Source organism: Paraburkholderia saeva (assembly GCF_907164555.1).
Taxonomy (GTDB): Bacteria; Pseudomonadota; Gammaproteobacteria; order Burkholderiales; family Burkholderiaceae; genus Paraburkholderia; species Paraburkholderia saeva.
On sequence record NZ_CAJQZC010000001.1, the window covers coordinates 536,384 to 557,567 of the forward strand.

Annotated in this window: 19 protein-coding genes and 1 pseudogene; 15 read left to right on the plus strand and 5 right to left on the minus strand. The window is 62.7% G+C overall.

The annotated features are described in order from the left end of the window. The first annotated feature begins 246 nt into the window (after positions 1-246). Together LPA36_RS02405 and LPA36_RS02410 are read left to right on the plus strand one after the other, a co-directional pair. Positions 247-1,041, plus strand: coding sequence for a substrate-binding periplasmic protein (locus LPA36_RS02405; protein WP_228874550.1), 795 nt, complete (start codon positions 247-249; stop codon positions 1,039-1,041). Beyond that, on the plus strand, positions 1,038-4,199 hold the full coding sequence (locus LPA36_RS02410) for a bifunctional diguanylate cyclase/phosphodiesterase (RefSeq protein WP_228874551.1): 3,162 nt from the start codon (positions 1,038-1,040) through the stop codon (positions 4,197-4,199). The genes LPA36_RS02405 and LPA36_RS02410 overlap by 4 nt, the downstream gene beginning before the upstream one ends. A gap of 155 nt (positions 4,200-4,354) precedes the next feature. Here the strand turns inward: LPA36_RS02410 and LPA36_RS02415 are convergent, their stop codons facing one another. Next, a complete protein-coding gene (locus LPA36_RS02415; protein ID WP_228874552.1) occupies positions 4,355-6,646 on the minus strand; it encodes a DUF3141 domain-containing protein in 2,292 nt (763 codons plus the stop codon). 169 nt (positions 6,647-6,815) lie between these two features. Here LPA36_RS02415 and LPA36_RS02420 point away from each other — a divergent pair, with 169 nt between their 5' ends. Beyond that, a complete protein-coding gene (locus LPA36_RS02420; RefSeq protein WP_228874553.1) occupies positions 6,816-7,139 on the plus strand; it encodes a hypothetical protein in 324 nt (107 codons plus the stop codon). On the opposite strand, the gene LPA36_RS02425 is transcribed toward LPA36_RS02420, so the two are convergent. Together LPA36_RS02425 and LPA36_RS02430 are read right to left on the minus strand one after the other, a co-directional pair. Then, entirely contained in the window at positions 7,136-7,540 is a 405-nt protein-coding gene (locus LPA36_RS02425) for a DUF2471 domain-containing protein (RefSeq protein ID WP_228874554.1), read from the minus strand. The genes LPA36_RS02420 and LPA36_RS02425 overlap by 4 nt on opposite strands. Before the next feature lie 38 nt (positions 7,541-7,578). Then, a complete protein-coding gene (locus LPA36_RS02430; protein WP_407674201.1) occupies positions 7,579-7,947 on the minus strand; it encodes a hypothetical protein in 369 nt (122 codons plus the stop codon). 32 nt (positions 7,948-7,979) lie between these two features. Between LPA36_RS02430 and LPA36_RS02435 the strand changes: the two are divergent. The 3 genes and pseudogenes from LPA36_RS02435 to groL form a co-directional block, all read left to right on the plus strand. Continuing rightward, positions 7,980-8,144 (plus strand): annotated as a pseudogene (locus LPA36_RS02435) (AraC family transcriptional regulator); the annotation flags it as partial. A gap of 465 nt (positions 8,145-8,609) precedes the next feature. Further along, positions 8,610-8,900 carry a co-chaperone GroES gene (groES, locus tag LPA36_RS02440; RefSeq protein ID WP_007178996.1) on the plus strand — a complete coding sequence of 97 codons (291 nt, stop codon included), beginning with the start codon at positions 8,610-8,612 and terminating at the stop codon, positions 8,898-8,900. A gap of 54 nt (positions 8,901-8,954) precedes the next feature. Next, positions 8,955-10,595, plus strand: a complete 1,641-nt coding sequence (gene groL, locus LPA36_RS02445; protein WP_228874555.1) for a chaperonin GroEL — start codon at positions 8,955-8,957, stop codon at positions 10,593-10,595. A 161-nt stretch (positions 10,596-10,756) separates the two neighbouring features. Here groL and LPA36_RS02450 read toward each other — a convergent pair whose 3' ends face one another. Beyond that, positions 10,757-11,620, minus strand: a complete 864-nt coding sequence (locus LPA36_RS02450; RefSeq protein WP_228874556.1) for a hydroxymethylpyrimidine/phosphomethylpyrimidine kinase — start codon at positions 11,618-11,620, stop codon at positions 10,757-10,759. 234 nt (positions 11,621-11,854) lie between these two features. On the opposite strand from LPA36_RS02450, the gene LPA36_RS02455 reads away from it, so the two are divergent. From LPA36_RS02455 to LPA36_RS02490, 8 genes are all read left to right on the plus strand, one after another. Then, complete coding sequence (locus tag LPA36_RS02455) at positions 11,855-12,025, plus strand: rubredoxin (protein WP_006047743.1); 171 nt, start codon at positions 11,855-11,857, stop codon at positions 12,023-12,025. A gap of 279 nt (positions 12,026-12,304) precedes the next feature. Next, on the plus strand, positions 12,305-13,744 hold the full coding sequence (locus LPA36_RS02460) for a hypothetical protein (protein ID WP_228874557.1): 1,440 nt from the start codon (positions 12,305-12,307) through the stop codon (positions 13,742-13,744). Positions 13,745-14,082: 338 nt separating this feature from the next. Then, complete coding sequence (locus tag LPA36_RS02465; RefSeq protein ID WP_228874558.1) at positions 14,083-14,661, plus strand: YqgE/AlgH family protein; 579 nt, start codon at positions 14,083-14,085, stop codon at positions 14,659-14,661. Further along, on the plus strand, positions 14,658-15,098 hold the full coding sequence (gene ruvX, locus LPA36_RS02470; RefSeq protein WP_228874559.1) for a Holliday junction resolvase RuvX: 441 nt from the start codon (positions 14,658-14,660) through the stop codon (positions 15,096-15,098). Before LPA36_RS02465 ends, ruvX begins: the two co-directional genes overlap by 4 nt. Next, positions 15,085-15,618, plus strand: coding sequence for a bifunctional pyr operon transcriptional regulator/uracil phosphoribosyltransferase PyrR (pyrR, locus tag LPA36_RS02475; protein WP_228874560.1), 534 nt, complete (start codon positions 15,085-15,087; stop codon positions 15,616-15,618). Before ruvX ends, pyrR begins: the two co-directional genes overlap by 14 nt. A gap of 104 nt (positions 15,619-15,722) precedes the next feature. After that, the gene (locus tag LPA36_RS02480; RefSeq protein WP_228874561.1) at positions 15,723-16,751 is read left to right on the plus strand and encodes an aspartate carbamoyltransferase catalytic subunit; all 1,029 of its coding nucleotides are present in this window, start codon (positions 15,723-15,725) and stop codon (positions 16,749-16,751) included. Between the two features lie 61 nt (positions 16,752-16,812). Then, on the plus strand, positions 16,813-18,090 hold the full coding sequence (locus tag LPA36_RS02485) for a dihydroorotase (protein WP_228874562.1): 1,278 nt from the start codon (positions 16,813-16,815) through the stop codon (positions 18,088-18,090). A 45-nt stretch (positions 18,091-18,135) separates the two neighbouring features. Continuing rightward, positions 18,136-18,981 (plus strand): lysophospholipid acyltransferase family protein, encoded by an 846-nt coding sequence (locus LPA36_RS02490; protein ID WP_228874563.1) that lies wholly within the window; start codon positions 18,136-18,138, stop codon positions 18,979-18,981. On the opposite strand, the gene LPA36_RS02495 is transcribed toward LPA36_RS02490, so the two are convergent. After that, a complete protein-coding gene (locus LPA36_RS02495) occupies positions 18,978-19,820 on the minus strand; it encodes a symmetrical bis(5'-nucleosyl)-tetraphosphatase (protein ID WP_228874564.1) in 843 nt (280 codons plus the stop codon). The genes LPA36_RS02490 and LPA36_RS02495 overlap by 4 nt on opposite strands. Positions 19,821-20,109: 289 nt before the next feature. Here LPA36_RS02495 and rfbB point away from each other — a divergent pair, with 289 nt between their 5' ends. Further along, a complete protein-coding gene (rfbB, locus tag LPA36_RS02500; protein ID WP_228874565.1) occupies positions 20,110-21,174 on the plus strand; it encodes a dTDP-glucose 4,6-dehydratase in 1,065 nt (354 codons plus the stop codon). Positions 21,175-21,184: the final 10 nt, after the last annotated feature.

Consider the following 21,184-nt stretch of genomic DNA (forward strand, 5'->3'; position numbering starts at 1 on the left):
GTCAGAAATCAGAAAAAATCACGTGCACCACTCAAGAACGTCTAACTATTGCCGATAATGCGTGCGGAGGATTTGTTTACCCGATTCCTGGGCGCTGATTGCCGGATGCAGCAGGCGCCGCGCCAGGATGGGCACACGAAAAACCTGATCAGGCTGGAGTTTGCAAGGCAAGGCCGGCGGAACGCACCGTCGGGTCGGGGTTGCGGACAGGAATTCAACGATGCGACGTTCCGCTGCGGAGGCGCTGTGATTCGAAACTGGCTGGGTGGTGTGCTACTGGCGGCATCTTTGACGGGCAATGCACTGGCGGCTGGGCCGACGTGCTCCCGTCCCTTCACATTGGGTTTGCATGACCATGGCCTGCTGTATTCGGTCGATACGGATAGCGGCATCGACAAGGATTTCGCGGAAGAACTGATCCGCCGCAGCGGTTGCCAGATCAAGGTCAGCCTGATGTCGCGCGCGCGGATCTGGAAGCTGATCGAATCCGGCGCGCTCGACTTCAGTCTTTCCGGCATCGCCAACGACGAGCGTAACCAATACGCATCATTCGCGTGGTACTTCAGCAACAAATACTATCTGCTGGTGCGCAACGACGCGGGCATTCACAACGTCGCGGACTTCGAGAACGATGAAAACGCGCAGCTCGGCGTGATCCGCAGTTTCCGCTATAGCGAATCGGCGAATGCGCTGGTTGACACGCTCGCAGCGCAGAACCGTGTCAGTCAGGCGGGCGGGCTGGATCCGCTCTACCAGGCGCTCATTCTGCATCGCATCCAGGGCATGATCATCGAGCCCTTCGATTACCCCGCGCTCGAAGAAAAGAAGATTCGCGACGTCACGCAGATCATCGAATTCAACGATCCTTCGGTGCCGCACGGTCTGATCATGTCGAACAAGGCGTTGCCGGCCGCGGAACGCGAGAAATGGCGCGCGCTCGTGGACGAGATGCGCGCGGACGGCACCGTGCGGCGCATCTTCGAAAAGTATTTCAGGCCGGACCTCGCCGCTTCGATGGTCAATTTCAAGGCGACGCCGTGAGCGGGGCGCGTTCCGTCCTGCTGCCGCTGCTCGTCCTGTCGACGTCGCTGTGCGTGACGTGGAGCGTCTGGAATCACGAGCGGCAGGCCACCCGCAACGAATTGCGCACCCAGTTCGAATATTCGGTGGGCGACGCGGTGAGCCGTGTCGAACAGCGCGTGGCGACCTACGAACTCATGCTGCGCGGCGTGCAGAGCCTGTTCGCGACGAGCGAGACGATCGATCGCTCGAAGTTCCGCAGCTACGTCGGCGCGCTCAATCTCGACGTGAACTTTACCGGGGTTCACGCCGTGGGCGTCGTCGAATGGGTGCCGGCGGCACAGAAGGACGCGCACGTCGCGAGAATGCGCGCGGAAGGCATCACTGCCTATGCGATTCAACCGGCGGGAAATCGCGAGGATTACGCGCCCGTCATTCAGCGCGAGCCGTATGTCGGCCAGACGCGCAGTTCGCCTGGCTTCGACGCCTGGGCCGACCCGGTGCGCCGCCTCGCCATGGAAAAGGCCCGCGATTCCGGCATGGCGACTCTCTCGGGCAAGGTGAGCCTGTCGGCGGATATGGATTCGGACCGCAGGCCGGGTTTCATCATGTACCTGCCGGTCTACGCGCCCGGCGCGACGCAGGACAACGTCGCGCAGCGGCGTGCGCACATTACGGGCTGGGTCTACGCGTCGTTCCGCATGCACGACGTGATCGCGAGTCTCTATGGCGAGCAGCCCAGCGGATTCGCGCTTGCCATTTACGACGGCGTGGAGCCGTCGCAACGATCGCTGCTGTATCACACCGCCGATGCCGGAACCCGGAACGCGAAGCCGCTGATCTCGACGAACGAATATCTGGTTCTTAACGGACACGACTGGACGCTCTCGATCAGCGCGTTCGACGAATTCCGCTCGCATCTCGGGCGTAACGCCGAGGTGTTGATCGCCTGCACCGGCACGGGGTTGAGCCTGCTGCTGACGCTGCTCACCTGGCTCATGATGACGGGACGCGGCCGCGCGATGCGGCTGGCCTCGAAAATGACGCACGAACTGCGCGAAAACGAAGAGAAATTCCGCGCGATCGCCGATTGCACCGTGAACCTGGAAATCTGGTGGGGACCGGACGGCAAGCCGCGCTGGATCAACCCGTCGGTCGAGCACTACACGGGCTATACGGTCGAGGAATGCATGGCGATGCCCGACTTCGCCCGCTCGCTGATTCATCCGGACGACATGCCGCGCGTGGCACCGGAATTCCAGAAAGGTCTGCAGGGCTATCGCGGCGACGATCTCGAGTTTCGCTGGGTGCGCAAGGATGGCTCGCACGTGTGGCTTTCGGTTTCGTGGGTGCCGATCAGCAATGCGCGTGGCGACTTCATCGGCTTTCGCACGAGCGGTCGCGACATCACCGAGCGCAAGCATGTGGAGGCGGAGCTGCGCATTGCCGCCGTTGCGTTCGATTCGCAGGAAGCCATGATGGTCACCGACGTCGACAGCACGATTCTTCGTGTGAATTCGGCGTTCACCGAGTGCACCGGTTATTCGGCCGGGGAAGTCGTCGGGCGCACACCGCGGCTTCTCAAATCGGACCTTCACGACGCCACGTTCTACAAGGAAATGTGGCAGACGATCCGTCGCGTGGGCGGCTGGCAGGGCGAGATCTGGGGCCGCCGGAAGAACGGCGAGGTCTATCCCAAGTGGCTGACCATTTCCGCCGTGACGGGCGAAGGCGGCGCGGTGACGCATTACGTCGGCACGCACCATGACATCACGGAGCGCAAGAAGGCGGAAGAGAAAATCCGCGAACTCGCGTTCTATGACACGCTCACGCGTCTGCCTAACCGCGCGCTGCTGCTGGAACGCCTCAGGCAGTCGATGGCGAGCAGTCACCGCAACAAGGTCTGCGGCGCGCTGATGTTCATCGATCTCGATCACTTCAAGACGCTGAACGACACGCTCGGCCACGACAAGGGCGACCTGCTGTTGCGGCAGGTCGCGTATCGTCTGTCGAGCAGTGTGAACGAAGGCGACACGGTTGCGCGCGTGGGCGGCGATGAGTTCGTCGTCGTGCTGGGCAATCTGGGTCACGACAAGGTGACGGCGACCGCGCAGACCGAGGCGGTGGGCGAACGGATTCTCGCGGTGCTCGGCAGCACCTATCAGCTGAACGGCGTCCAGTTCCGCAGTACCGCAAGCATCGGTGTGACGGTCTTCGACGGCGAACAGACGTCGACAGACGAGCTTTTCAAGCAGGCCGACCTCGCGATGTACAAATCGAAGGAGCGAGGCCGCAACGCGATGTGCTTCTTCGATCCTGCGATGCAGACCGTCGTGCTGAAGCGGGCCGAACTGGAGCTGGGTCTGCGCAGCGCGATTGAAGAAGACCGGTTTGTGCTGCACTACCAGGCGCAGGTCATCGACGGCGGCCATATAACGGGTGCCGAAGCGTTGGTGCGCTGGATGCATCCGGAACGCGGACTGATTCCGCCCGGGGAATTCATCCCGCTCGCCGAAGAGACCGGACTGATCCTCGAAATCGGACAGACGGTGCTCGAGTGCGCGTGCAGCCAGCTCGCCGCGTGGGCGACGCGCGCGTCGATGGCGCATCTGTCGATTGCCGTGAACGTGAGCGCGCGCCAGTTTCGCGAGCCTGACTTCGTGGAGAACGTCTTGACGGTCATCCGCCAGACGGGCGCGCGGGCGGACCGGCTGAAGCTGGAGCTGACCGAAAGCGTGCTAGTGGAAAACGTCGAGGACATCATCGAGAAGATGAGTGCGCTGCGGGCGCACGGCGTGACGTTCTCGCTGGACGACTTCGGCATCGGCTATTCGTCGCTCTCCTATCTCAAGCGCCTGCCGCTGGACCAACTGAAGATCGACCGTTCGTTCGTGCGGGACATCCTCGACGATCCTAACGACGCCGACATCGCGCGAACCATCGTGGCGCTCGCGCGGAGCTTCGACCTGGGCGTGATCGCCGAGGGCGTGGAGAACGAAGCGCAACGGGACTTTCTCGCCGTGGCGGGTTGCCACGCCTATCAGGGCTTCCTGTTCTGCAAACCGCTGCCGATCGAAGGCTTCGAACAGTTTGCGAGCCACTTCGGCGCCGGGAATCGGGCGATGGCTCAGACAGAAGGAAGCGACGAACGAAGCTTCGATCCGGATACGCTGAGCTGATCGGTCTTTATGGTCGCCGACTTGCCGCATGTCGCGACATGCAGCGTGCGACCAGCGAAACCCGAGGTGCGCGGTTCATCGCAACGCGTCCCGACGGAAGTCTGTGATCACCCGTTTGATCGCGATGCGACGCGCGGGCGCTCACCCGCGCGTCGTTACCCTGCCTTTTGACTCGCAGCGGTACGCCGCGTCGTCTCAGGTCTTTCCTTCGTCGCTGCCTCGAAAATTGTCAGCACGCGTGCGAGATCGGCGCGCTCCTGTTCATCGAGCGGGAGCGTCGTGCTGATTTTTTCGATATCGCGTGCGGCGTTCCTGACCTCAGCAGGCGGTACGTTTGCGAGCAGGGCGGGCAGGGCATCGATCGCAGCGTCGGTGTCGAGGCGCAGCAGTTTGGCCTGTTCGCGCACAGTCTCCTTGAACGCCAGAATCCCGCGATCGGAAATCGTGCTGATCATCGCGCGCGCGAGATTGAAGCGGCGTTCGTCCGCTTCACCGTGTGTGCGTCGCATGAACAGCAGCGCGCGCACGCTGGCTTCGACAAGTCCGCCCTGCGTCATTTCATTGCGCAGCCGCGCGTGCTCGGCCGCGATCGACGCGTTACGCTCGTCCGTATCGCCGGGCTCCGTCAACGCGCTGGCGGCTTCGCTTTCGCTTTTCGCGGGAAGGCCGGCCAGCGCCTGCAACCACGGCGCACCGTAGACCGTTTCGAAGGTCTGCTCGACCATCGTGTCGCGCATGTCGCGCCAGAAATCGAGCGACGAGCCAATTGCATCCGATACAGCACTCTGCATCTGCCAGAACGGATTGTCGGCGGCGACCGGCTTGCGATCCTGTTTAACGGTTTCGGCGGCCTGGGCGAACCACGAAGCGAACGGATTGCGGTCCGACCAGGCTTCGTAGGGAACGCGTAGCGGATGCAGCCGGCTCGCAACGTCGGCGGAACCCGGCATCACGCACGCCTTGACCCACGGCTGCATGAAGCTGCGATACAGGCCGAGATTGAGACTGGACACATACGCGGCCGTCGCGAAGCGCCGGTCACTCTCCGGATCGGGCTGCACGATCGCGCGCACGTCGTCGATGCTGCGCGTCGAGATCGACAGCACGTGATCGCCCTGGATCAATTCCGCGTGCGACGTGGCCTCCGTCTTGTTGCCCATGTGCGCTTCGTAGAGACCGGACGGCAGCAGGTCGATCAGATCGATGTTGCTCACGAACTCGCGATGCTCCTTGCGACCGGTGCTGCTCGACACGAAGATGCCGAGATGGCCGATGCTGTCGTGCGTCGCATAGACGATCGTCTGATCGTGGCCGAGCAGGTCGGCATCGTCGCGATAGAGATCGGTGATCCAGCCGAGTGCCTGCGGTGGCGGGGTGATGTTGTCGCCGTACGAGCAGAACACGACGATCGGTGAGCGGATGTTGCGCAGATCGAGCCGGATGCCGTCGGACGTCACGATTTCGCCGCGCACGAGCCGGTTGCCGACAAAGAGGTTGTCGACGATGTACTGCATCTCGGCCGCATTGAGGAACACGTGGCCACCCCAGTATTTCTCGAAACCCAGATAGCGGGGCGCCTCGGTATCGATGGTCGCGTACAGGTTGTACTGCTTGTTCCAGAGCGTGTTGGCCGGATTGAGGTTCTCGAAGTTCTGCACGAGCCACGCGCCATCGAAGCGCCCGCCGCCCAGATCGCCCGTCATCGCGGTGAGCCAGGAGCCGCCCAGCATTCCGCCGGAATAGCGCATCGGGTTCTTGCCGCGCCAGCCGGCCCAGTACGACACCGGCGCACCTGCGACGACGATCGGCCCGAAGAGCTCAGGGCGCATTGCGGCGGTCATCAGGATCTGCCAGCCCGCCTGGCAGTTGCCGATCACTGCCGGCTTGCCTGGGCTGTCCGGATGCAGTTCGATCACTTTTTCGAGGAACGCGGCTTCCGCGCGCATCACGTCCTCGACGGTCTGGCCCGGTACGGGATCCGGCAGAAAGCCGACGAAGTAGCACGGGTGCCCCGCGCGCAACGCCGCGCCGATCTCGCTCTCGCGCTTGAAACCGCCGATGCCAGGTCCGTGTCCCGCGCGTGGGTCGAAGATCACAAACGGACGCAGACGCCCCGGGTCGCGCCCTTCGGTTGCGTCGTGGTCGGGCTTCAGGTCCTCGGGCGCGAGGATACGCACGAGACCGTAATTGACCGGACGCGGCAGATTGCGGCCGTCGACGATCAACGTCGCTTCGAAGTCGAGCACGTTCGGTGCGCGTTCGTGCAGATGTGCCTGGTACTGGTTGCCGCGCTCGCGCATCACATCGGCGAACAGCAGGTAGCGCTGCCACGCATCAACTGCGTATTCCGTGGCGGCCTGTGCGAATTTCACGCCGGGCATGAGCGCGTTGGGTATAGCCGCGGTGAACGAGGTGGGCAAACCGGATGTCGGATCGGGCAGATTCATGGGCGCTTCGAACTCCCTTGAACGGTCGGTGCGGTGGGCCGGCGCGGCGCCGAAACGTGCAGTATCGATAGATGAGCCGGGTCAAACGGGCTGAAAACAGCCAGGACTTCGTCGGGCTCTTGCAGGAAGGCAGCCCGGAATCAAGATCGGCGACAAACAAGTCACCGATATGACGACGCGTGCTGCGTTGCGTCATCTCTCTGGAAGTCTAGGCGGTGGTGTTGAGTCTGGCAAACCGGAAAGGACCGTCGGCGCGGATAGTCATTCGTCCGGTTGGGCCGGGAAAGGATTTCCTGTGGACGCGTTGCCGCACAGGGTTGTCGCGCTTTCCGGAAAGGCCGGAATTGTGGGTTGGGAGCAGTCGGCAACCACCACGGAATGGATAGGGGATTGCTTGATCTACGCGGCTGTTTTTAAAGGAAATTTCCGGATCATGGTTTTTTTGGGGCGCATCGAAAACGATAACTGCCAACGGCCGGTATCGGCGCATTAGTCCTGAGTGGCCATATCGGTAGCGTCGGCCTGTACCAGTGCGCGCACAAGCAGGTACACGACTGGCAAGTCGTCGTCGTCACGTCGCCAGTCGACGGGTTCGTCGAGATCCATCCCGGACAGGCGACTGTCGCCAAACCGGACAAACGACGAGCGTACTGTCTCGTTGTGCCGCGCCCGAAAGCCGCGATTCTCAAAGACCTGTTCGTCGATTGTCTGCAGTGTGCGCCAGGTCGGCAATCGCGCGCCGCTTGAGTAACGGCGACGGCCACTGTCGAGGTAACGACCTGCGACCGTGGCAATGACCTGCTGGAGATCGAGCGACGCACTGCGCAGTGCGCGTTCGAGGGCGACAGGATTGATATCCTGGACATCCATATCAAGAGCGGAGTCATCAATCATATTTTTATCTTCCGGACGATTCGCGGCAACTCGAGGTGTCAAGGTTGATGCTTCGACAACGCCTGGTGTCGGTGCGCCAGCAACTGGCGGATCTGGGCAAGATAGTTATCGCCAACCGTGCAGTCTTCAACAGGCCGGCTATGTTGATGAGGCGCGGGTGGGCGTACGCCGAGATAGCGGCATACCGCAGACAGGTACGGTTTGCCGTTGCCTCGTAGATGTCGCGCAGCAGCAGCCACGCGCACGTCTCCGACATGCTTGCGCAACCACTCAAGCGTTTCGCGGTCACCGTCGTTCAAGATCCGGATGAGCTGGTTCATAACCGATCCTGTATATAAAAACAGTGCTGTAAATTTATACAGTATTTTGCCAGGATGCAAGTCAATTTGCAGGATGATGGCGATCAAGGTCGATGCGGTGGGCCGCAGAGCGCGCAGAGGGCTCTGCGGGGCACGAACCGGAGCGTATAAACCGCGTCCTCTCAATGATCGATTTACGCTTCGCTGAACCGCTGCGTCTATCCAAACTTTGCGAGTCCGCGAATATGTCGGAACGCTTTCTCGCTCGCTACTTCGAGCAGCACATTGGAGAGAGCATTGGGCGATAGATCGCGCGGGTCAGGATTAGACATGCTTGCCGGATGCCCGCGCATAACCGAACGACCATCTTGTCCCAGTTGGAGCGAATATCCTTCGTTGTCGACGGATCAAGGGATTTCCCTGGGTGAGCGCTGCAAAGAAAATTCGCGGAATCTGTCTGCCGATCAGCCTGTTCACGAGTGAGCGATGTCCAGTTTGGCGGTGGCAGGCATCTACCACTAGTTCCATGTTTTAAAAGGAAATTATTGCGATTCACCAGGATTTTTCTGGGTGCGCGATTCAGACTTACGCACGCCACTTCAAAGTTAAGCGAATCTCGACACCATTTCCCGCCACCTGCCTTCTTGAATTTGTCACCACCCGTCCATATAATTAGCACTCGCTGCACGAGAGTGCTAACAACATTTCCGGTTGGCCCTGCCAGCCGGGTTTTCTCAGCGTTCTTCAGTCTCAATCAGAGAGGAGTATGTATGAACCTTCGTCCTTTGCATGATCGCGTGATCGTCAAGCGTCTTGACCAGGAAACCAAGACTGCGTCGGGCATCGTGATCCCCGAAGCCGCAGCGGAAAAGCCGGATCAAGGCGAAATCCTGGCAGTTGGCCCGGGCAAGCGTGACGACAAGGGTGCACAGATTGCGCTCGACGTGAAGGTGGGCGATCGCGTCCTGTTCGGCAAGTACGCTGGCCAGACCGTCAAGGTCGATGGCAACGAACTGCTGGTGATGCGCGAAGAAGACATCATGGCCGTGGTGCAGAAGTAAGCGACAGATCGCTGAAATCCCGGTTATATCCCAGAGAATTCAAGGAGTTTGAAGATGGCAGCTAAAGACGTCGTATTCGGTGATTCCGCCCGTGCCAAGATGGTAGAAGGCGTGAACATCCTCGCGAACGCTGTGAAGGTCACGCTGGGTCCGAAGGGCCGCAATGTGGTCCTGGAACGCAGCTTCGGCGGCCCGACGGTCACGAAGGACGGTGTTTCGGTCGCAAAAGAGATCGAACTGAAGGACAAGCTTCAGAACATGGGCGCACAGATGGTCAAGGAAGTGGCTTCCAAGACCAGCGACAACGCAGGCGACGGCACGACGACGGCAACCGTCCTCGCGCAATCGATCGTTCGCGAAGGCATGAAGTACGTTGCATCGGGCATGAACCCGATGGACCTGAAGCGCGGCATCGACAAGGCTGTGACGGCCGCGATCGAAGAACTGCGCAAGATCAGCAAGCCGTGCACGACGAACAAGGAAATCGCCCAGGTTGGCGCGATTTCGGCTAACAGCGATTCGTCGATCGGTGACCGCATCGCTGAAGCGATGGACAAGGTCGGCAAGGAAGGCGTCATCACCGTCGAAGACGGCAAGTCGCTGCAAGACGAGCTGGACGTTGTCGAAGGTATGCAATTCGACCGCGGCTACCTGTCGCCGTACTTCATCAACAACCCGGACAAGCAGGTTGCTGTTCTGGAAAACCCGTTCGTGCTGCTGCACGACAAGAAGGTTTCGAACATTCGTGACCTCCTCCCGGTACTCGAGCAAGTCGCCAAGGCTGGCCGTCCGCTGCTGATCATCGCAGAAGACGTCGAAGGCGAAGCACTGGCAACGCTGGTGGTGAACAACATCCGTGGCATCCTGAAGACCGTTGCTGTGAAGGCTCCGGGCTTCGGCGACCGTCGCAAGGCCATGCTCGAAGACATCGCTATCCTGACGGGTGGCCAGGTCATCGCTGAAGAAACCGGCCTGACGCTCGAAAAGGCAACGCTGGCCGAACTGGGGCAGGCGAAGCGTATCGAAGTGGGCAAGGAAAACACGACGATCATCGACGGCGCTGGCGAAGCAGCAACGATCGAGGCACGCGTCAAGCAAGTGCGCACGCAGATCGAAGAAGCAACGTCGGACTACGACCGTGAAAAGCTGCAGGAACGCGTTGCCAAGCTGGCAGGCGGCGTTGCAGTGATCAAGGTTGGCGCTGCGACCGAAGTCGAAATGAAGGAAAAGAAGGCACGTGTCGAAGACGCACTGCACGCAACGCGCGCAGCTGTGGAAGAAGGCATCGTGGCTGGTGGCGGCGTCGCGCTGATCCGCGCACGCTCGGCAATCGCTGGTCTGAAGGGCGCTAACGCCGATCAGGACGCAGGTATCAAGATCGTGCTGCGCGCGATGGAAGAACCGCTGCGCCAGATCGTCACGAACGGCGGCGAAGAAGCCAGCGTCGTGGTGGCAGCAGTTGCAGCAGGCAAGGGCAACTACGGCTACAACGCAGCAACGGGCGAGTACGTCGACCTGGTCGACGCAGGTGTTGTGGACCCGACGAAGGTGACGCGCACGGCGCTGCAAAACGCAGCTTCGGTCGCAGGTCTCCTGCTGACGACGGACGCAGCGGTCTGCGAACTGCCGAAGGAAGATGCACCGATGGGCGGCGGTATGCCCGGCGGCATGGGCGGCATGGGCATGGACATGTAATTCCGGTTTCCGGGCCCTCGTGGCCCGGTCTGGAACACATGCGGGGAGCGCGTCGAAAGATGCGCTTCCCAAAAGAAAAACCCGCAGAAATGCGGGTTTTTTTATGCGCGGACGGTTTGCTGGTTCACCAAACCGTCTCGCTCAAGGAGCAGCCGGAAAATTCAGTGACGCGCTTCACCTGGCGGCGCGTCCTTGCCGCTTGCATGGGGCGTTTCTTCGTCTTCGTTGCTGCGCGCCCAGAAGAAACGGTCCGGCATATACGCGCCCATGCCGGGGCGAAACGCGGCGCGCGTCGCCTGATACAGGTATTCCTGCGCTTCGCGCACGGCTTCAGCCGGATCCTGACCGTTCGCCAGCAACGCAGCAATCGCCGCACCGAGCGTATCGGTGATGCCCATGATGCGGTTCGGACCGCGATCCCACATGTCCTGACGCAACTGGCCGTCTTCGCTATAGAGCGTATTGACGAGGCGATGCGTGCCCGTTTCCGCCGAAAGGATGTATTCGCACCCTTGCGACAGCAAATGGGAGATCGCTGCGTCGAGGCTCGGCGCTTCGGCGTCGCCGTCGGGTTGCGCGAGGGCAAGCAAGGTTGCGAAATCGGCGACGAGCAGCGTGGTTTGCGGCGCGAGCAGATCGGCGATGGCTTCGCGCAGTTCGTCGGCGGCGAGCACGTGTTCGTCGTCGAGCGTGAAGTCTGGCGCGAGGATCAGCGGGATGTCGTCGTAGTCAGCAACCACTTCGGCGATGGCGCTCACCACTTCGGCACGCGTCGCCGCGCCGACCTTGAACGCGGCAATCGGCATGTCTTCGAGCAGCATCCGCGCCTGCGTGGCGACAACTTCGGGGTCGAGGCCCGTGACCTCGTCGCAGCTTGCCGAATCGCGCACGGTGTAACCGGTAAGCACGGAGACGCCGTGGCATCCCATACTGGCCAGCGTCATCAGATCCGCCTGGATGCCGGAGCCACCGGTCGGATCGGAGAGGCCGAAGGTGAGGACGATCGGAGGAGTGTCGCTGGGCATGAAAGTCTTGCTGGATTGGTCAAAAAAGGTGCCAGGCACGCGGCCCGGAGTTGCCACAATTATGCGGCCTAATCTAATGAGAGGGCGTTTTTTCGCGCGCGCGAGCAAATTCATGCCCGGATTGACCCGGATCACGCGCGAGCCCGACCAGGATTGCTAGGCAGTGGGGCGGCAACACGGTACCATCATGGCCTTGATTCAACCGACTTTTAGACTTTTCGACGCGGCATAAGAATGGAATATCAAAGCTGGATGTGCCTGATCTGCGGCTGGATCTACGACGAAGAAGCCGGTTTGCCAGATGAAGGGATCGCACCGGGAACCCGTTGGGAAGACGTCCCGATCAACTGGACCTGCCCGGAATGCGGCGCCCGCAAGGAAGACTTCGAGATGGTCCAGATCTGACCGGTTTGCCGGTCGGATGCGTTGGCGCGCGCCGGTTGCGCTGGTCGTTCGCTGCGTAACACCTGAGGCATTCGTCGCGGGCACAAGCATGGAGCGCGCGGCGCCAGCTACTGCCCGCCGGTGTGCCGGATAAGTGCAACGGGAACGGCGTTGTTCTGGCCGTGTCGCAAAAGGGTAGTGCTCATCGTACCGTCAACGCGCCGATGCGCGATGCGCGCCGCTGGCCGCGCGTCATCTCCGGGGTGCAGGCGGGTCCACAGATGTCTTCGTCGACTATCCATGCTCACTCGCCACGCTACCACCGGTCCCTTCGAAGCCTTGCCTAATCCGCGCGGCGGTATCGTGCGCAGCGCGGAATCCGCCCTCGCCGAAGCTCAGCTCGCGATGGTGCAGCGCGAAGATCCCACTGCGTCGTTGCTGCAAGGCGCCCGCGCACTGCGCGAGGCGGGCTGGCTCGCGGCACATCGCTTCGCGAATGCGCTCGCGCTGGCCTCTTCGATGGCACAGGCTGATGCGCCGCACGATGACCGGCACCGCGCCGCGCTGAGCGATGCGCTTGAAATATTCCGCGCGGCCGTGGGCCGGCACAATCTGCGCGAGCTGTCGTGCTCGCCGGCGCTTTTCGCGCACTATCGCGCCCTCGGCCAGCAGATCGCCCAGAACACTCCCGGGTATGCCACGACGTTCGAAGACATGGCGCTCGCAGCGCGGCCAGTGCCCCCTGTCACACTGCATGCGCGACCGGCCAGCACGCTCACGCGCCTGCGCGCCCGCTACGAACGCGCGCTGCTGCCCGTTCTGCGCGCACATCATGAGGGTGCACCGCCGCCGGATATTCACGGTGCGCTCGACGAACTCGATGCCTGTCTCGCTGAGGCCGCCGGCCCCGATCCCTACGATTTCTGGCGTCTCGCCGGCGCGTGCGCCAAAGCGTTGCGCGCTGGCGGAAGCGCCACCGACGCGTCCAATAGCGCCCGTCATTTCTACGCCCGCTGCAATCTCGTCTTTGCCGATCACGCGCGCGGCACGCCGCTCGCGCCGCGCTCGCTCGTCCGGGCGACGCTGGCGACGCTCTGGCGCGACTACGCGCTCTTCGGCGCATCGGCTGAAGATGCCGATCAGGTCGAGGTGCTGCACGATTACGGCTTGACCGTCGACTGGCATGTGGCCGGCACGCAGGCTTCGGAAGCGCTGTGGGAGTCGGAAGCCGCGCAGGCCGCTCAAACAGATCCTGCCGCCGTGCGCACCACGCGTACCCGCGACCTCGGTGTGCTCACGGTCAACGCGCATGCGTATGAAGATTTCCTTCAGACCGCCGATGCCACGATCGTCGCGCTCTCCGAGCACGCCCGCCAGGCCGACAATCCCGAGAAAGCCGACCCCAGCGCCGCCTTGCAGGCGGGTGACGCCGCGTACCGGCTCGGTTCGGCCGCCTGCGCATTGGGCCTTGGCCACGTCGCGCTGCTGGCCGATGCGCTCGGGCTTGCGTGGCGGCGTCGCGCGCACGCGGGGGTGACAACGCCGGCGGTGCGCTCGTACACGATCGTCGACGCACCGGACGCCCGCTCGCTCGATCACGCCGCCGAGGCGTTGCGGGCGATGCTGCACAAAATTGCGGCAGGTGTCGCACCGGCTCACAGCAGTGCGGCGCTCGCGGCGCTCACGCGCGCGATCGAACTGGGCGGCGCGCCCGACCCGGCGCGGGCCGGCGCCGCGTGAGCAACAAAGTCGAGCCACAAAGTTGAGGGCAGGGCAGGCGCGAACCCTGCTATATGACGGATGCGTGCCGTTAACCCGGAAGCAGCACCGAAACAGTGATGGAAACGCGCAAATTGCAGCGCGTGTCACAGCGAAACTGTCAGCGCACGAAACCTCGCGAGCCAGAACGCATCCGGCCCGCGAAGTGCCTGACAGGCCCTTGCTCCTCGCGTGATAAAGTGCAATATGCACGCCGTCGACGGAGCCCTGCGAACCGTGTCGCCCACGCGCCTCAACCACGCGTTCCTGCGTACGCTCAAAGCCCGCCATCCCGCACCGTCTTTGCTAAAATCCGAACTATGTCCAAGAGTACCGATCGCATCAATCTGACCAACCAGTTCCTGATTGCCATGCCGAGCATGGCGGATCCCACATTTTCAGGCACGGTGGTCTACCTGTGCGATCACAGTGAGCGCGGCGCGCTCGGCCTCGTCATCAACAGGCCGACCGATATCGACCTGGAGGCGCTCTTCAATCGCATCGATCTGAAGCTCGAGATCGAACCTCTCCTGCATGTTCCCGTGTACTTCGGCGGCCCGGTGCAAACCGAGCGCGGTTTCGTGCTGCACGATCCGAAAGACGGCACGCCGTATACGTCGTCGATGTCGGTGCCGGGCGGGCTTGAAATGACCACGTCGAAAGATGTGCTCGAAGCCGTCGCGAGCGGCACGGGGCCGGAACGCTTTCTGCTCACGCTCGGCCACGCCGGCTGGGGCGCGGGGCAGCTCGAAGAGGAAATCTCGAAGAACGGCTGGCTCACCGTCGAAGCCGATCCGAAGATCGTGTTCGACGTGCCCGCCGAAGAGCGTCTCGAAGCAGCGCTGTCGCTGCTCGGCATCAATCTTTCGATGCTGTCCGGCGAAGCAGGTCACGCGTGAGCATGGCGGGCGGACGTGAGGCGACGCTCCTTGCGTTCGACTATGGCGAAAAACGCATTGGTGTCGCTGTCGGCAATTCGCTGACGCGTCATGCCCGCGCGCTCGTCGTCGTGCAGAACCGCAGCCGGGAATACCGCTTCGAAGCCGTCGGTAAACTGATTGGCGAATGGAAGCCCGACGTGCTTGTCGTCGGACTGCCGATGCATCCCGATGGCACGCCGCATGAAATGACGCAGCTCGCCAAACGCTTCGGTAACCAGCTGAATGGCCGCTTCAATCTGCCGGTGACCTGGGTTGACGAGCGCTATTCTTCGGTCGAGGCGAAGGCCGGTATCCGCGCCGGCAACGGCCGCGCCGACATGCTCGACGCCGAAGCCGCCAGCATCATCCTCCAGCAATATCTAGACGGGCTACCCGACGATCATGAGTTCCATTGACGCCGAGGCGCTGTATCGCGCCGTCCTCGAACAGATTCGCGCTGCGTACGGCGCGGCGATCGCAACACCCGCAGGCACCGAAGGCGGCATCGTGCTCGCCGGCATCTACAGCGGCGGCGCGTGGCTTGCCGAACGGCTCGCGCGCGACCTGAAGATGGCGAGTTTTGGCGTCGTCAACGTGGCGCTCCATCGTGACGACTATGCGAAGCGCGGCCTGCACGCGCAGGCGAGCCCGACTTCACTGCCCTTCGAAGTAGACGGCAGCCGGATCGTGCTCGTCGACGACGTGCTCGGCACCGGCCGCACCGTGCGCGCCGCGCTGAACGAGCTGTACGACTACGGACGTCCGGCTTCGGTGGAACTCGCCGTGCTCGCCGATCGCGGCGGCCGCGAGTTGCCGATTGCAGCTCGCTTCACGGGCGGCACGGTTGACGTTCCGGCCGACGCGACGCTCGTCCTGGCCCGCAGCGATGGCGACAATCCGACGTTCACGTTTCACACGGAAGCGCGCGCCGACTGAGCGCGCGAACCGGATGCAGATCGCCGCGGCTTTCGCCGGCGGTCGCGTCGCCCGGTGAGCGGCGACGCACACATCCCAGCACACGTTTTGACGCAGGTACAACGATGACCACCGCAACCCCAGGTTCCACCGACAGCAGCGCCCAGACGGACGGGGACCGATTCCGCTTCGGCTTTCTGAAGGGCAACCCGCAGCTCACGAAAAACGGCGAGCTCAAACATCTGCTGACGATCGAAGGTTTGCCGAAGTCGATCGTCAATCACATTCTCGATACGGCCGAGCAGTTCGTCAGCGTGACGGATCGCGAGGTGAAGAAGGTGCCGCTGTTGCGCGGCAAGTCGGTGTTCAATCTCTTCTTCGAGAATTCGACCCGTACGCGCACCACATTCGAGATCGCCGCAAAGCGTCTTTCCGCGGACGTGATCAACCTGAACATCAACGCATCGTCGACGAGCAAGGGCGAGTCGCTGCTCGACACGATCAACAACCTCTCCGCGATGCACGCCGACATGTTCGTCGTGCGTCACGCGTCGAGCGGCGCGCCGTATCTGATCGCCGAGCACTGTGCGCCGCATGTGCACGTAATCAACGCCGGTGACGGACGTCATGCACACCCGACGCAGGGTCTGCTCGACATGTACACGATCCGTCATTACAAGAAGGATTTCACGAACCTGCGTGTGGCGATCGTCGGCGACATCCTGCATTCGCGGGTCGCGCGTTCGGACATTCATGCGCTCACCACGCTCGGCGTGCCGGAAGTGCGCGCCATCGGTCCGCGCACGCTGCTGCCGGGCGGCCTCGAGCAGATGGGCGTGCGCGTGTTCCACAACCTCGACGAAGGGCTGAAGGACGTCGACGTGATCATCATGCTGCGTCTGCAGAACGAGCGGATGAGCGGCGCGTTGCTGCCTTCGGCGCAGGAGTACTTCAAGAGTTGGGGTTTGACGCCCGAACGGCTCGCGCTCGCGAAGCCCGATGCAATCGTGATGCACCCGGGCCCGATGAATCGCGGTGTCGAAATCGATTCGCAGGTGGCGGATGGTCCGCAGTCGGTGATCCTGAATCAGGTGACGTTCGGCATCGCCGTGCGGATGGCGGTGATGGGTATTGTTGCCGGCAATAACGACTGACTCCTGGCGCGCGTTTGAATCGAGCGAACGCGCGGCACGCAACGCAGAAAAAAGGCAGCACATGAAGATTCATATTCAAGGCGGCACGCTGATCGACCCGGTAGCGGGCACCGAACAGCAGCAGGACATTTACATCGCGGCCGGCAAGATCGTCGCGCTGGGCCAGGCGCCGGCGGACTTCAATGCGGCGAAGACGATCGACGCCAAAGGGCTGTCGATCGCGCCGGGTCTCGTCGATCTGTCGGCGCGACTGCGCGAGCCGGGCTTCGAGCACAAGGCGACGCTCGAATCCGAAATGGCCGCGGCGCTCGCGGGCGGCGTGACGAGCCTCGTGTGCCCGCCCGATACCGATCCGACGCTCGATGAACCGGGCCTCGTCGAGATGCTCAAGTTCCGCGCGCTCAAGCTCAATCAGGCGCACGTGTATCCGCTGGGCGCGCTGACCGTCGGCCTGAAGGGCACGACGATCACCGAAATGGTTGAGCTGACGGAAGCCGGTTGCATCGGTTTCTCGCAGGCCGATGTGCCAGTGGTCGATACGCAGGTTCTGCTGCGCGCGCTGCAATACGCGAGCACGTATGACTACACCGTATGGCTGCGTCCGCAGGATGCGTATCTCGCAAAGGGCGGTGTCGCGGCGAGCGGTGCGCTGGCTTCGCGGCTCGGCTTGTCAGGTGTGCCGGTTTCGGCCGAGACGATCGCGCTGCATACGATTTTTGAGCTCGTCCGCGTGACGGGCGCGCGCGTGCATCTTTCGCATGTGTCGTCGGCGGCGGGCGTCGAGCTCGTGCGGGCGGCGAAGGCGGAAGGGCTGCCGGTGACGTGCGATGTAACCGTGAACCACGTGCATCTGATCGACGTCGATATCGGCTACTTCGATGCGCAGTACCGGCTCGATCCGCCGCTGCGCCAGCAGCGCGATCGCGAAGCAATTCGCGCGGGGCTTGTCGACGGCACGATCGATGCGATCTGCTCGGACCATACGCCCGTCGACGACGACGAAAAGCTGCTGCCGTTCGCCGAAGCGACGCCGGGTGCGACCGGGCTCGAACTCTTCCTGTCGCTGACGTTGAAGTGGGCGAGCGAAGCGAATGTGCCGCTGGCGAAGGCATTGAACCGCATTACGTCGTCGCCGGCTGATGTGCTGAAGCTGCCTGCCGGGCGTATCGCGGTGGGCGCCGCGGCCGATCTGTGCGTGTTCGATGCGAACGGGCACTGGCGCGTCGAGCCGCGTGCGCTGAAGAGCCAGGGACACAACACGCCGTTCCTCGGCTACGAACTGCCGGCGCGCGTGCGGGCGACCATCGTCGCTGGCCACGTGGCGTTTGAGCAGCGTTGATGCTCGATTGACAGAACATCGATACAGGAACGGAAAGCGCCGAACATGAAGCTCGCGTTACGCAAGGCACGACTGGTTGCGCATCTGTTGCATGGCATGTGGACGGTCGCGACGCGCTTTCCGCGCGCATCCGCCGACGTGCGGCTCGAACTCAACCGCGCGTGGTCGCTGAAGATGCTGCGGCTGTGCGGCATGCGCCTTGTCGTGCACAACGACGATGTGCGGCTCGATGCGGGCGCGCTGGTGGTGGCGAACCACGTTTCCTGGATCGACATCTACGTGATCAATGCCTGGCGGCCGACGCCGTTTGTCTCGAAGGCCGAAATCCGCAACTGGCCGGTGGTGGGGTGGCTTGCGGAGCAGCTTGGGACCGTGTTCATCCAGCGCGAGAAGCGCAGCGACGCGAAGCGGATCATGCATGAACTGGCCGACCGGCTGAGTGCGGGCGAGCTGATGTGCGTGTTTCCCGAGGGCACGACGTCCGATGGTCTCGCGCTGCTGCCGTTTCACGCGAACCTGTTTCAGGCGGCGGTGTCGGCTTCCTGTCCGGTGCAGCCGGTGTGCATCATGTACGAGGATGCGCACGGGCGGCAGTCGACGGCGCCTGCGTATGTCGACGATCTCACGCTTAGCGATTCGTTGAATGCGCTGCTGAAGGGTGGCCCGCTGACCGCGCATGTTTATGTCGGAGCGCCGCTGGCTTCGGGCGCTGACAGGCGGTTGCTGGCGGCGGAGGCTGAGGCGGTGGTGGGGCGGGCGTTGCGGGGGATGCAGGGGGGCGGCAATGAGTTTGCGGCTGACGTTCCCGAACCCAGGCAGCAGAAAGCTGAAGACACCGCCGACGTCGCCTTGACTCAGGATATCGACATCGACGGCACACGAACCAGCTAGTTACCCGTCCCGCGACACGCCGCGCAGTCCACCTGCGTGACGACGCGGCCGGCCGGATCGTCGGTCAGGCGGATGGCGGAGAGCTGGTTACCCCAGACGCAGCCCGAGTCGAGTCCGATGACGTTATCGCGCACCATCAGACCGAGCGCCGCCCAGTGGCCGAAAACGACGGTCGTATTGGCGGATTTTCGCGAAGGCACGTCAAACCACGGCATGTAACCCGGCGGCGCGGAATTCAGGCCGCCGCTCGACGTGAAGTCCATTGCGCCTTCCTCGTTGCAAAAGCGCATGCGTGTGAGCGCGGTGCACGTCAGACGCAGCCTGTCGATCCCTTTCAGGCCCGGCTTCCATCGATTCGGCTCGTTGCCGTACAGGCCCGCGAGCGTTTCTTTCCAGTTTGGCGCACGCAGTGCACGTTCGAGTTCGCCCGCCATCTCCATCGTGAACGCGGCGTCCCATTGTGGCGGCACGCCCGCGTGCACGAGCAGCATGTTGTTCTCGAAGTGCGCGACCGGACGGTGACGCACCCATTCCAGCAGATCGTCGGCGTCCGGTGCGTCGAGAATTTCGTCGATCGTGTCGCCTTTCTTCGAATTGCGGATGCCTGCCGAAACGGACAGCAGATGCAGGTCGTGATTGCCGAGGACCGTGACCGCGCGCTCGCCCAGCGCGACGAGGTCACGCAAAGTGGCGAGCGATTCGGGGCCGCGGTTGATGATGTCGCCGGCAAACCACAGCGGCGTGTCGTCGGAAGGTGCGGCTTTGGCGAGCAGTTGCTGGAACTGGGAGCGGCAGCCCTGAAGGTCGCCGAAGGCAAGTGGTGCGGGCCGGATGGTCATCTGGATACGGATTGGATATTTTGCAACGAAGTCGCGACATGTGCGCCGGGGCATTGACGCCAAAATACCGATGCGGCATCAATGACGGTGAGCGCCGTCGCCTTGCCGGCTGCTTGCTGGTGGCTACATACCGTTACACAGATTCGTATATGGCGTCACGGACTGTACAACGTAGCGTGACATAATAGCCCGTTTGATGCTGCGGCACGACAAAGCACGGTCGTGCGGGCTGCCTTGAACGCGCGCTTGCGCGACACGAACACGTCGCGAGGCGATTCTGAGGAAGAATATGATCCTGGTGACTGGAGGCGCAGGCTTTATTGGCGCCAACTTCGTTCTTGACTGGTTGCGCGACGGAGATGAACCCGTCGTCAACGTCGATAAACTCACCTACGCGGGCAATGCTGAGACACTCGCGCCGCTCGCGAACGACTCACGTCACATTTTTGCGCGCGTCGATATCTGCGACCGCGCCGCGCTCGATACGCTCTTCGCGACACACCGGCCACGTGCGGTGCTGCACTTCGCGGCCGAGAGCCATGTCGACCGTTCGATCAGCGGGCCGGGCGAATTCGTGCAGACGAACGTCGTCGGTACCTTCACGATGCTCGAGGCGGCGCGCGCCTACTGGAATGGCCTCGCGGGCGGCGAGAAGGAAGCGTTCCGCTTCCTGCACGTTTCGACCGACGAGGTGTTCGGCTCGCTCGAAGCAACCGATCCCGCGTTCAACGAACGTACGCCGTACGCGCCGAACAGCCCTTATTCGGCGAGCAAGGCCGCATCGGACCATCTGGTGCGCGCGTATTTTCACACGTACGGTCTGCCGGTGCTGACCACCAACTGCTCGAACAACTACGGCCCGTACCAGTTCCCCGAAAAACTCATTCCGCTCACGATCATCAACGCGTTGGCCGGAAAAGCGCTGCCCGTCTACGGCGATGGCAAGAACGTGCGCGACTGGCTATACGTCGGCGACCACTGCGCCGCGATCCGCACCGTGCTGCAAAAGGGCGCGCTCGGCGAGACGTACAACATTGGCGGATGGAACGAAAAGGCCAACATCGACGTCGTTCACACGCTGTGCGCGACGCTCGATGAACTGCGTCCTTCGTCGTCTGGTGCACCGTACGCGAAGCAGATTGAGTTCGTGAAAGACCGGCCTGGGCATGACCGTCGCTATGCGATCGACGCGACGCGTATCGAGCGTGAACTGGGCTGGCGCCCGGCGGAGACGTTCGAGACCGGCATGCGCAAGACCGTGCGCTGGTATCTCGAGAACTCGGAGTGGATTGCTGGCGTGACAAGCGGCAACTATCGTCACTGGATGGAAACTCACTACGCCGGACAGGCCTGAGGGAGCGTCA